The organism is Euzebyella marina (assembly GCF_003687485.1).
Lineage (GTDB): Bacteria > Bacteroidota > Bacteroidia > Flavobacteriales > Flavobacteriaceae > Euzebyella > Euzebyella marina.
Genome location: NZ_CP032050.1, coordinates 3761084 through 3773553 on the forward strand (window position 1 = coordinate 3761084; position 12470 = coordinate 3773553).

13 protein-coding genes are annotated in these 12470 nt (G+C 39.3%); 7 read left to right on the top strand and 6 right to left on the bottom strand.

Annotated features, from left to right (window positions below; translation table 11 throughout):
• The first annotated feature begins 6 nt into the window (after positions 1–6).
• Both D1013_RS16095 and D1013_RS16100 read left to right on the top strand, forming a co-directional pair.
• Entirely contained in the window at positions 7–1239 is a 1233-nt protein-coding gene (locus tag D1013_RS16095; RefSeq protein ID WP_121849804.1) for an ammonium transporter, read from the top strand.
• A gap of 137 nt (positions 1240–1376) precedes the next feature.
• The gene (locus D1013_RS16100) at positions 1377–2444 is read left to right on the top strand and encodes a porin (RefSeq protein ID WP_121849805.1); all 1068 of its coding nucleotides are present in this window, start codon (positions 1377–1379) and stop codon (positions 2442–2444) included.
• A gap of 73 nt (positions 2445–2517) precedes the next feature.
• Here the strand turns inward: D1013_RS16100 and D1013_RS16105 are convergent, their stop codons facing one another.
• On the bottom strand, positions 2518–3060 hold the full coding sequence (locus D1013_RS16105; protein WP_380084817.1) for a DUF1684 domain-containing protein: 543 nt from the start codon (positions 3058–3060) through the stop codon (positions 2518–2520).
• A gap of 327 nt (positions 3061–3387) precedes the next feature.
• On the opposite strand from D1013_RS16105, the gene D1013_RS16110 reads away from it, so the two are divergent.
• Positions 3388–4605: an MDR family MFS transporter gene (locus tag D1013_RS16110; RefSeq protein WP_121849806.1), complete on the top strand. Its 1218-nt coding sequence runs from the start codon at positions 3388–3390 to the stop codon at positions 4603–4605.
• Here the strand turns inward: D1013_RS16110 and D1013_RS16115 are convergent.
• Both D1013_RS16115 and D1013_RS16120 read right to left on the bottom strand, forming a co-directional pair.
• Positions 4592–6004, bottom strand: coding sequence for an alpha/beta hydrolase (locus D1013_RS16115; RefSeq protein WP_121849807.1), 1413 nt, complete (start codon positions 6002–6004; stop codon positions 4592–4594). The two genes, D1013_RS16110 and D1013_RS16115, sit on opposite strands and share 14 nt — an antisense overlap.
• 109 nt (positions 6005–6113) lie before the next feature.
• Positions 6114–6572, bottom strand: a complete 459-nt coding sequence (locus D1013_RS16120) for an Lrp/AsnC family transcriptional regulator (RefSeq protein WP_121849808.1) — start codon at positions 6570–6572, stop codon at positions 6114–6116.
• Between the two features lie 112 nt (positions 6573–6684).
• Here D1013_RS16120 and D1013_RS16125 point away from each other — a divergent pair, with 112 nt between their 5' ends.
• The 3 genes from D1013_RS16125 (at position 6685) to D1013_RS16135 (ending at position 8840) form a co-directional block, all read left to right on the top strand.
• Complete coding sequence (locus D1013_RS16125) at positions 6685–7098, top strand: hypothetical protein (protein WP_121849809.1); 414 nt, start codon at positions 6685–6687, stop codon at positions 7096–7098.
• An 87-nt stretch (positions 7099–7185) separates the two neighbouring features.
• Complete coding sequence (purU, locus tag D1013_RS16130; RefSeq protein ID WP_121849810.1) at positions 7186–8037, top strand: formyltetrahydrofolate deformylase; 852 nt, start codon at positions 7186–7188, stop codon at positions 8035–8037.
• A gap of 95 nt (positions 8038–8132) precedes the next feature.
• Complete coding sequence (locus D1013_RS16135) at positions 8133–8840, top strand: DUF4197 domain-containing protein (RefSeq protein ID WP_121849811.1); 708 nt, start codon at positions 8133–8135, stop codon at positions 8838–8840.
• A 183-nt stretch (positions 8841–9023) separates the two neighbouring features.
• Here D1013_RS16135 and D1013_RS16140 read toward each other — a convergent pair whose 3' ends face one another.
• Entirely contained in the window at positions 9024–9809 is a 786-nt protein-coding gene (locus D1013_RS16140) for an alpha/beta fold hydrolase (protein ID WP_121849812.1), read from the bottom strand.
• A gap of 366 nt (positions 9810–10175) precedes the next feature.
• Here D1013_RS16140 and D1013_RS16145 point away from each other — a divergent pair, with 366 nt between their 5' ends.
• Positions 10176–10373 (top strand): hypothetical protein, encoded by a 198-nt coding sequence (locus D1013_RS16145; RefSeq protein WP_121849813.1) that lies wholly within the window; start codon positions 10176–10178, stop codon positions 10371–10373.
• Here the strand turns inward: D1013_RS16145 and pyrF are convergent, their stop codons facing one another.
• Positions 10374–11195: an orotidine-5'-phosphate decarboxylase gene (gene pyrF, locus D1013_RS16150; RefSeq protein ID WP_121849814.1), complete on the bottom strand. Its 822-nt coding sequence runs from the start codon at positions 11193–11195 to the stop codon at positions 10374–10376.
• A gap of 58 nt (positions 11196–11253) precedes the next feature.
• Complete coding sequence (prfA, locus tag D1013_RS16155; protein WP_121849815.1) at positions 11254–12330, bottom strand: peptide chain release factor 1; 1077 nt, start codon at positions 12328–12330, stop codon at positions 11254–11256.
• Positions 12331–12470: the final 140 nt, after the last annotated feature.

The window sequence follows — 12470 nt, forward strand, 5'->3', positions numbered from 1 at the left end:
TAAGAAATGGACGCAGGATTATTTACAGCAAATAACGTATGGATGATGTTGGCTACCGCATTGGTATTCTTCATGCATACTGGTTTCGCCTTTTTGGAAATTGGCTTGACCCGACAAAAAAATACAATCAATATTCTTTTCAAGAATATTTTCATCATAACAGTAGGCCTTCTACTTTATTACGCTTGGGGTTTCAATATGATGTACCCTGGCTTTGAAGAAGGCTCTTCTGGCATCTTCGGTTTCGCAGGTTTTGGTATTGATGCCCCTGAAGGTGGTATGACACCTGACTATGCCGATGGTGGATACACTTGGTGGACAGACTTCTTGTTTCAAGGAATGTTCGCCGCTACCGCTGCAACAATCGTTTCAGGAGCCGTAGCCGAGCGTATCAAAATCGGTTCTTTCATGATTTTCACTGTAATCTACGTGGGTCTTGTTTACCCTATTGTAGGTGCATGGAAATGGGGAGGCGGTTTCTTGGATTCTTGGGGCTTCTACGATTTCGCAGGTTCTACCTTGGTTCACTCAGTGGGTGGATGGGCAGCTCTTGTAGCCATCTTCCTTTTGGGATCTAGAATTGGTAAATTCGGTGAAGACGGAAAGCCAAAAGCGATTCCTGGTCACAGCATTCCTTTGGCGACCGCAGGTGTTCTAATTCTTTGGTTGGGCTGGTTCGGCTTTAACGGTGGATCTGTACTTTCTGCCGACCCAGAATTGACTTCTTTAGTATTGGTAACAACTAGTTTGGCTGCTGCTGCTGGTGGTGTAGGTGCCTTTATCTTATCTACCATCATGTACAAAAATATGGACCTTACCATGTTCTTGAACGGTATTCTTGGTGGCCTTGTAGGTATTACTGCGGGTGCTGACCTAATGTCTCCGAATGAAGCGGTTATCATAGGTCTTTTAGCCGGTTTCATCATCGTACTTGGTGTAGCATTGATTGACAAACTTAAATTGGATGATCCAGTTGGTGCCGTAACAGTTCACTTGATAACTGGTATCTGGGGAACTTTGGCCGTAGGTCTTTTTGGAGATAAAGCCGGTGCAGGTCAGTTTATGACACAATTATATGGTGTACTTATCGTAGGTGCATTCTGCGTAGTGTCTGCCTTCATCATTCTAGGTGCACTAAAAGCCATCATGGGTCTTAGGGTCTCTAAAGAAGAAGAGGTTGAAGGACTTGACATTCACGAACACGGAATGGATGCATACCCTGATTTCACCAATGACTAATCCCAATATTTAAAAAGAAACGGAGCGTTCTGCCAAACGCTCCGTTCAATATAACCCTCTCAACAAATAAACCTGTTCTTGAACTCGCAGGTTACTCACTTAATAATCCCGATTAGGGATAACTAAAATTGAAACAAATGAAAGCGATTATAAATACAAAGTACATAAAAAATATCTTCTTATTCACGGTATTGTTTTGTTCAGCTACTATTGCAGTGGCTCAAGATGATGAAGAAGAAGGTTCTAAATTTTCATTTAGCGGGTCTATCGATGCCTATTACAGAGCGAACTTAAATGCCCCAAATGGACAAGATGCACAAGCACCTGGTTCTTCTTTTGCCAACCTTCCTGGTTTTGCATTAGGTATGGCCAATGTGATTGGAGCCTATGAAGGTGAAAAAGTTGGTTTCGTAGCCGACTTGGTTTTTGGTCCTAGAGGTACTGATGCCATCTTTGCTTCTCCAATGTATTCTGCAACCGGAAATATTGTGAACCAATTATATGCGTATTGGAATGTTTCTGATGCTGTAACCCTAACTTTTGGTAATTTCAATACTTTCTTGGGTTACGAGGTAATCTCACCTGTAGCCAACTTTAACTACAGTACTTCTTACCTTTTCTCTTACGGCCCGTTCTCGCATACTGGTTTAAAAGCTGACTTTGCGTTATCTGATGACTTCAGCTTAATGTTAGCTGTAATGAACCCAACTGACTTAACTGAGTTCAACCCAACCGGTCAATATGCTTGGGGTGCTCAATTGGGCTATAGTGGACAATACTTGAACCTTTTAATAGACAACGGTTCTTACGAAGTGGATTTCACTGGTGGTTTTGATTTGTCTGACACTTTCTTCCTAGGATTGAACGCCGCTTATTTTGACGGTGATGAAGAAGATGGTGTTGGTAGTTTTGCCGGTGTTGCGGTTTACCCACAATTGGCAACTTCAGATAACTTCACCATAGGTCTTAGAGGTGAATATTTCGCAGAAACTGATTTCTTTGGAGCAATTGGTGATGAGTTTGATGCTGACGGAGATGCTAGTGTATTTGCTGTAACCTTAACTGGAAGCGCTACAATTGGTGATTTGATGATTAAACCAGAATTGAGATTGGATAGCGCTTCTGAAGAAGTGTTTATAGATTCAGATGGAAACCCAATGGGAGGATTGACTTCCTTTGTATTGGCTGCCATCTACTCTTTCTAAAATGAATTGGATTGATTGAGTGTTTATAGTTTTAAGTTGTACAAAAGTTCCGTTCAGTATTTGAACGGAACTTTTATTTTGTCTCATCTTCAAAGGCCATCACTCCTGCCACAACTCTAGTTTCTAAAGCGTTTACGCTAGGCACTATCGGGCATGAGTACTTTTTATTATAAGCACAGTAGGGGTTGTAAGCCTTATTAAAATCGATAGTAATCTTATCGCCTAAAGGTATTCTCAAATCAATATAGCGCCCGCCAGTGTACGTCTCTTTTCCATTGGTAAGGTCTGTAAAAGGTAAAAATAGGTAATCTTCATACCCTTCCTCAAGCATCAATTCCTCGTTCTGGTAAATCTCTAGCTGCCACTTTTGACCATTCAAATTAAAGTGAGCGATACCATAAACTACCTCTTTCGACTTTCTGTCCGTAGTGGTGGGCATAAGAAACGGTAGTGCTTCAGGGGTTCTCAAAAATTGGGCCTCAACCACATAGGCCGTATCCGGTTCAAAAAACTTTAAACTCTCAAAATTCTTTCGATATCTATCGGGTAGTGGCGATGTCTCGGGGTTTTTAAACTCTTTGTTCAGTTCTTGCTGAAATTTTAAAATTTCGTTCAACTCATCCGAACTGGTAATGCCAACCTGCTTTGATTGCTCGTCGTGATATTTTTTATCAGTCTTACAGGCCAAAACGACCATAAGCGAAGCCAAAATTATTTTTTTCATAACCTCAAATTCTTCATTTTTCAAAAATACAACATAAAGCATTTTTCGCTAGCTTTGTTCAAAACCGAAACAGTGATGACTATTTCAATTAACAAACAAGTGTATTCTCTCCTAAATCATAGGGGCAGGCGAAGCTGTTTTTAAATTGATGAAAAAACAACATATGTAAAGCCTGGCCCTAGAGCCGGGCTTTTTGTTTTTACCTATTCAAGACCAACCATGAAAAAAATTTTAAATTCTTATCTATCATCTTTTGCAGGCCTTTCTAGCGAAGTTTGGTGGCTAGCACTCATTACATTGATCAATCGAGCAGGCACCATGGTTATTCCTTTCTTATCACTATATCTTACCCAAAATCTAGGCTTTACATTAGAGAATGTTGGCACAATAATGACCAGCTTTGGCTTAGGATCTTTATTCGGGGCATGGGCCGGTGGAAAGCTTACCGATAAAATCGGATATTATCAAACCATGGTAGGCAGCTTATTTCTCACGGGAATTCTTTTTATTTCAGTTCAATTCTTAGAAGGTCTTTGGCCTATCTGTATCGGCATATTTCTCTTGATGACAGTTGCCGATGCCTTTAGACCAGCTTCATACGTAGCCCTGAGCGCTTATAGCAAACCAGAAAATAAAACACGTTCGGTCACCTTGATCAGGCTTGCCATCAATCTTGGATTTTCAGCGGGTCCTGCACTAGGCGGTATTCTGATTTCTTCAGTAGGCTATGGCGGGTTATTCTACGCAGATGGCGGTACATGTATTTTAGCCAGCATTCTGCTACTGGCGGTCTTGAACCCAAAAAGAGCGAAGGTAACGGATACCTTAAAAATAGTTGAAAATCCGAAGTCAGCTTATTTTGATGGGCCATACATCCTATTTATCATCTGTATGATAATGGTCAGTTTCGCTTTTGTTCAATACTTTTCTACCGTACCCATATTTTACAAAGAGGTGCATTCACTTTCTGAACTGGAAATAGGCATTCTTATGGCACTGAACGGTTTCACCATTTTTCTGCTAGAGATGCCTCTTATAAAATTCATGGAGAGCAAAGCCTTTTCGCAATTGACGAATGTACTTTTCGGCCTTGCTTTGATCGGATTGAGTTTTTTTGTCCTGAACCTATTTGAGAACTCGTCAATTCTGGTAGCCGGAATGTTACTGATGACTTTTGGTGAAATGATAGCGTTTCCCTTCTCAAATGCCTTTGCCATGAAAAGAGCTACAAGAGGAAAGCAAGGTGAGTATTTGGCTCTCTATACCATTGCATTCTCTATTGCCCACGTATTTGCCCATAATTTAGGAATGAAATCTATAGCCAAATTTGGGTTTCAAACAACTTGGTATACCATATGTATAGTTTGTGTCGTAGGTATCGGTCTTTTGGCCGCTTTAAACAAAAGCTTGAACCGAAAGAAAGCTATTCTTGAATGATTTCGTATCGTGCATTTTTTAGATATCGTTCAACAAGTTCATTGAACTCTGGGGTAATTCTTAATAACGCTGTATTATCTAAGTTATATAATCGGGCCTTATCGACATACCCCCTTTTTAAGAGCTCTTCAAGATAAAATAGAGCCGCCCCGTAATCATCTAATTCTGAACTTAAGGAAATGACCTGCAGATAAGCATCGTGACCTTCAGGTTGTAATATGGTCTTCAACATATACAGAAAATTCAAACCTTCGACATCTTTCGTCTTAGCATCTTTGACCATGTCTATATTATCTGCCAAAAGGGCATTAACATACCCTTCAAGCCTAAACCCCATCTGGTTGATAAGTACATCCGGGTTTTTTTTGAATTTTTGAATTTCTTCGGTCTGATACTTCCACCATCCCAAATTATTATAATTGTAGGTTAGCAAGTCTTCCTCCATATAATAGGCGTAGTCTTCTCTCAAAAATTGTTCTTTAAGAAAATTATTGGTCTGGCTTCTATTGGCAACCTTAAAACGACTGGTCTTGCGCAGCACCTTCCTACTGTCCTTTACAGAGTCAATGGTTCTAAAAGGACTATAAATTTCCATCATTTCAGAAAGCTTCGATTCAGCAAGAAGCGGTCTGTTAGCAGATACGTAAGTACTTACACTTGCTAAGTCTTTTCGATAATTTTGATTGACAAATTCATCATCCTTATCAATAAATCCCTTCGCCATGGCATTCATGGTCAGGATGCCAAGGGCGTCTGAGAGTAACTCGCTCGGGGGCCACTCATGCCCCCCTTCAAAGGCCAAGATTTGGTTGGGAAACCTCATACGGTTCAAAGTCGACTCCACCTGCTGCACGTCCATGTAATTATAGTCGGCGTTTCCGACAATATTTATGAACCGATACGGATTTTTACTTGTAAGTATTTCGGTATTCGCCAATGAAGTGCCACAGGCCACCACCCCGGTAATAGACTTTAAAAATGTAGGAACCAAAGTCGCATACTTGCCACCGCTACCAAACCCGGCGGCATAAATTTGATTCTGATGAATGGGCAGTATTGTAACCACCGTATTAAACATTCGCTGAGTGGCCAGGACATTATCGGATATAGAAAGTGTATCTGAAAGATTATTAGGGGCCGCAAGAATATAACCATGTTCTTCAGCGGCATCTTTGAACATTCGAAGAGACCGGCTTCCCCTGCCCTGCATATCAAATACGAACGCTACTGGCCATGGCCGGTCAATTTCAAAATCGGTCGGCAAATACAGCGAATAGCTTTCGGTGATGGAATCGTTTACTACCAGTGAATCTATAATGATGCCTTTTTTCAAGACTATCTTTTGTGAATAACAAGTGATGGCAAAGCCAAGGGCCAAGACGGTAAGTATTTGCTTCATAACTTTATTTCATCAAAAATCTAGCCAAAGTTCGATAAGTTTCGTGCTTGAAAAGCTAAGAAAAGATAATCGAATTTTGACCTATAAAATTAAAGACGTTCAGAAAATTTTAGTTTTGCCAATTGCTGATAGGGGCATTATTGACCACATTAGATAGCACAATATGGGTTCGGGTCTCACCATATTGAATGAGCTTATCGATAAACTTTTCTAGGTGAAATTGATCCTTAAGAACAACCTCCATAACAATGTTCTCATTGCCCGTGATACGATAGCAATTAACCACCTCTTTAAACGATTTTACTATTTCAAGAAATGGTTTTAACTTACCCATAAAAGCCCTTAAGGTTATGATTGCTTTAAGTTGATGGCCCGTAAGGGCATGCGATACTTTAGTACGATAACCTTCAATAACTCCAAGGTCTTCCATCTTCTTGACCCGTTCGGCAACAGCAGGAGGAGTAAGGCCTACTGTGCGACCAATATTGGCAAAGCTTTCGCGGGCATTATTCTGTAGGCATTGGAGTATTTTCCAATTTAAATCATCCAACTTTAGATTTGAATCCATAATTCAAAAATAATTTATTTTCAAAAGACAATAACATTTTTCCTTTTCGATTACAAAGACAAATATAGCTATCTGGCAGTAATTTTATAGTAGTTATTGCTACTGAAAGAAAATGTCTTACGATAAGTTAAAATCGTTGCCTGTTTACCGAAAGTCTCTGGAACTGTGCTACATAAGCAGAGAGATTGCATCATACGTAACATTCAATAAAGATTTATTAAAATTATATCAATCGAACAGTCTTCGAGATATTATTGCCGACTCTCTATTGACAGATGCCATACTGATTCCCCAAAAAATTGCTTTGGCGGAACGATTGGGCACACATACCGAAAGACAGAAGAGTGCCGCCTACATCAACATCATGATCCGCAACATTATGTCTTACTGCAATGGCCTGGAAAAAGACGGTGTAAAGGAAAAGGAATATCTAAACCTTCTTAGAAAAGAGGTAAGACTGTTCAGAAAGAGCTTCAAATCTTGGAGGAGTTCTTTTAAGGATGGAAATAATCTAAACAGAAACTGATTAATTCAATAAATCAGTCTTTATTTACTTAACAATCTTTATTATTTTTTCTTAAAGTTCTACATTTAGAGCTTTAAATCGCTATTCTTGAAAACCACTATTCTAATACATTGCACCGACCGTTCAGGGATTATTAATGCCGTTACGGGTTATATTCACCGAAAAGAGGGAAACGTTATCTACTTAGATCAACATGTTGATAAAGAAGCCAACGTCTTTTTCATGAGACTTGAAAGCGATTTTGAAAAAGAAGATTTTTCAATTCAAGATTTCGAAAATGGCTTTCAGACGGAACTAGCCGATAGTTATGGTATGGAATGGAGTATTCACCAAGCCGTGCCAAAACCAAAAATGGCTTTATTCGTATCAAAATACAATCATTGCCTTTACGATCTTTTAAGCAGATACCATTCAGGAGAACTCGAAGTAGAAATACCTTTTATCATTAGCAACCACAACGATTTAAGACCGATTGCGGAGCAGTTCGACCTGCCTTATCACCATATTCCGGTTACAAAAGATTCAAAGAAAGAAGCCGAAAATAAACAGTTAGAACTTTTAAAAGTAAATGGGGTAGATTTTATTGTACTGGCCCGCTACATGCAAATTGTAAGCCCTAGAATAATTGATGAATACCCCAATAAAATTATAAACATACATCACTCTTTCTTGCCCGCCTTTGCTGGCGCCAAGCCCTACCATGCCGCTTTTGAACGTGGGGTAAAAATTATTGGGGCAACCAGCCATTATGTGACCGAAGAACTCGATGCGGGCCCGATTATAGAACAAGATGTCACTGCTGTTTCCCACACCCATAGTATCAAAGATTTTATAGCGAAGGGAAGGGACTTGGAAAAGATTGTGCTGGCAAGGGCAGTTAAGCTACACGTCAGACGTAAAACAATGGTCTATAACAACAAGACCGTAATATTTTCTTAAAGTTTTCAGGTTCTATATGATTTTGCCGGTGTAGCCGTTTTCTTTGTACAGGTATCAATAGATACTATTTATTTCTTCAAACAAAACCGAACACGATGGTCAAAAAAATCATTTATAGTTTCATTTTCCTATCCCTCATTTCCTGCAACGAACTTCAACAGGTCGTCAACCAGCTTCCTCAGGGAGAAAGCGGAATAGGAACGGCCCAAATTGCTGCCGGTCTTCGAGAAGCTCTCGACAAGGGTATTGACAAGCAGGTCAGTAAACTCACCCAAGAAGACGGCTTTTTTAAAAATGAACTGGTAAAAATTCTTTTGCCCGAAGAGTTGCAAAAGGTAGATAAAACGTTACGTGATATAGGTTTAAGTAATCTAGCGGATGAAGGTCTGAAAATACTCAACAGGGCCGCTGAAGATGCCGTAGGGGAAGCTACGCCCATCTTTATTAACGCAGTTAAAGGAATAACCTTTAGTGATGCCAAGAGTATTTTGTTGGGTTCAGATGATGCCGCAACCCAATACTTAACGAACACTACGAAAACCGAACTATACGCAAAGTTCAATCCGGTTATTCAAAACTCTTTTGAAAAGGTAGGTGCGGATAGAATTTGGGCCAATTTAATCAATAGGTACAATAGCATTCCGCTAACTAAAAATGTCAACCCAGACTTGACCGATTACGTTACTACTGAAGCCTTAAAGGGCGTTTATACCATGATTGCCGTTGAGGAGAAAGAAATTAGAAATAATGTCTCGGCCAGAACTTCCGACCTTTTAAGAAAAGTATTCGTTTTGCAGGATTAATTCAAAATAAAAAAACCTGTTTTAAACATAATAACTTGATTTTAAATCCGTTGAATTAATAGGTTATTAGAATATTGATTTATTTCGAGTTTGTAAAATTTTTGAGTTAGTTAGTTTAGAAACCGGTGGCAACACCGGTTTTTTTTATGAAAACAATTGGGAACTCCGAATTTCAGTAATTATTCAATTACCAAAATCTGAGATGTATGATATGACAAACCTGTTGAAAAAGCCAGATTGTTCAACATTTACCACATGACCGCATTGCTCGATCATAAGCAGGCTTGCTGTAGATTGCTTTTGCACCATCTTCTTCACCGATGGCAGAAAAAGATAATCTTCACCCCCCATAACGTACAAGGTCGGTATCTTAATATCTTTACCTCTGAACATTCGTAAGAGCGAACTGATCTGAGATCCCATCTTGTACCACCTTAAAAATTCTTTTTGGTAAAGTTTTTTGGCTTCCCTAACAAACAGAGATCGCGATTCTTTATGATTGCTATCGGGCATTATCGCAAAAGTAAAAAGTCGATAGAGCCAAATGTAAGGCACTAAAGACTTAAACATGTTACCAAATACCATCAGCAACCGAAAGCGCATGTCGAGACGTATAATTGCACCTCCCATCACCATACTCACTACCCGTTCAGGATATCTTTCGGCTAAATTACGTATCAATACGGTTCCTAAAGATATCCCCACAAAATGAGACTTCTGAATTTTCAGATGGTTCAGAACCTCTAAAATATCTTCTGTGACAAAATCAAAAGTATAGCGATCATCAAAAGCATCCTTTAGAGCAGGCTTTGATTTACCATGCCCCCTCAGATCCAACAAAAGCACATTAAACTGCTTTTTGAATTCTCGTAATTGTTTGAACCAAATTGATGAGCTACCTCCAGCACCATGTACGAAGGTTACCCAGACTGAAGAATCAGCGTGCGGATATATCGAATAATTTAACAAATGTGTTCTCTTAAAATTTCCTTTTTGGAAACTATGTAATGTATGAAATCTTTTGATTCAAAGCACATTAGAAATTTATAATTATAAACATCTTTTTAAGATATATTATAACTTTCAAATATTGACGAAGCCTATCAGGATACTCGATTAGGGAAACTTTTTAAAGGAAGAACTTGCACCAATTCAACCATGGTTCTAAACAAGAAGATCCCTAAAGAAAGTCCTATTAAAATAGATTGTTCTCAATAAGAAGATTAGTCAATTGTTAAATTAACATCAATTGAACTAATTTTTGCATCAACACGCCGATTTGCAAAGTCCAAAAATAGAATTGCACCGTATATTTGAGAGAATCATATTTGAATTATGGAAAATCAATATTGCAAAGTAGGACAAGTGACTCCGATTGAGGCTAACAGAAACGCCATCAGCCTTTTGGAGTACCAGTATCAGAACTTTTTGGAGAAAGCTAGCAATTTGGAATATACCGATGCCAAGCTTGTTGAATTTTTTGAGCAAAAAGCCCAAAAAATCAAAAAGGTTTTGGAAAATATGATGAACTAGTTAGCGAGCGCTTTCTAGTAAGACCGCCATTTGAGACTGCAGTTTAGCGGCCTCGTTTTTTGCGGCCATGGCAAAATCTGCCTGATCGGAAGCGTATATAATTCCTCTAGAGGAATTGACCAATAGACCAACATTTTCACTCATACCGTAGCGGCACACTTCTTCAAGGCTACCCCCTTGAGCCCCTACCCCAGGTACCAAAAGAAAATTATTGGGAATTATATTTCTTATTTTGGCCAAATACTCAGCTTTGGTCGCTCCTACTACATACATGAGATTCTCAGAATTTTTATAGCTCTTTGAGATTCTAATGACTTTTTTATATAATTCCTCACCATCCGATACTGTAGTTTGAAAATCAAAGGCCCCTTTGTTCGAAGTTAATGCCAACAAAATAGTATGCTTGTTTTCGAACTCTAGAAATGGCTCCACCGAGTCTTTGCCCATATAAGGTGCGATGGTTATCGAATCGAAATTCATACCCTCGAAAAATGCCTTGGCATATCGGGTAGAGGTATTACCTATATCTCCTCTTTTAGCATCAGCTATCGTGAACTGCTCAGGATATTCCGCATTTAAGTATTCAATGGTCTTCTCCAACGATTTCCACCCAGAGAGCCCATAAGCCTCGTAGAAAGCAATATTCGGTTTATAGGCCACACACAAATGATGTGTCGCGTCAATGATGGCTTTATTAAATTCAAAAATGGGATCTTCCAATTGCTTAAGATGCGCCGGTATCTTATCTAAATCGGTATCAAGACCAATACATAAAAACGATCTCTTTTTATGAATTTGGTCTACAAGTTGCTGGGTAGTCACTTAAGATATCTGATTGTTTGATTAATAAATTAGACTCTTGTTGAAAATGTTACTCCGGTTAGAATGTCTCGGAAGCCTCTCTTAATTTCTCGGTATTCTCAACTAAGCTAAGCTCGTCTATAATCTTTTGAATATCACCATCAATAATGTTCTGCAAATCATAAAGGGTAAGACCAATTCGGTGATCGGTAACCCTACCTTGCGGATAGTTATAGGTTCTTATTTTTGCTGAACGGTCACCACTACTCACTTGAGAGTTTCTCTTGGCTGCATCTTCTTCCTGTTTCTTTGCCAACTCTAAGTCGTATAGTCTTGAACGCAAAACCCTAAAGGCCTTCTCTTTGTTCTTATGTTGTGATTTTTGATCTTGGCATTGCGCCACCAATCCCGTAGGTATGTGCGTCAGACGAACAGCTGAATAGGTGGTGTTTACCGATTGCCCTCCCGGACCTGAGGAACAGAAGTAATCGATCCGCACATCTTTAGGGTCTATTTGAACATCGAAATCTTCCGCTTCGGGAAGAACCATTACCGTCGCCGCACTGGTATGAACCCTACCCTGGGTCTCTGTTTGAGGTACCCTTTGCACACGGTGAACTCCAGCCTCGAACTTCAATGTACCATATACATCTTGTCCGTTCACTTCAAACTGTATTTCTTTATAACCACCACTGGTACCTTCGCTCAAATCGATCACATTGGTTTTCCAACCTTTGGTTTCGCAGTATTTGGTATACATTCGAAATAAATCACCTGCAAATATACTGGCCTCGTCTCCACCTGTTCCCGCACGGATTTCAACTACAACATCCTTGGCATCTTCAGGATCTTTCGGAATCAGCATGAACTTTATCTCTTCTTCCAATTGGGGCAAGCGCTCCTTTCCTTCATCTAATTGCATTTTGGCCATTTCGACCATCTCGGCATCGCTGCCATCAGCAATTATTTCTTCAGCCTCATTGATGTTTTCGGTTACCTCTAAATATTCGTTACGCTTAGCGACCAAATCTTTCAAATCTGCATACTCTTTGGTCAATTCAACATAACGCTTTTGGTCAGAGATAACATCAGGCTGAATGATTAGGTCAGAAACTTCATCAAACCGTTGTTTTACTATATTAAGCTTATCGATCATATACTTTCCTCAATTGAACTGCGAATTTACGACAAATTTGCACATCAAAAATTCAGAAAATTAGACATATACTCAATAGAACTCTTCGAGCAAAAATTATCGGTAAGACTATAAAATGGTTAAGAGTAATTGATTGACCA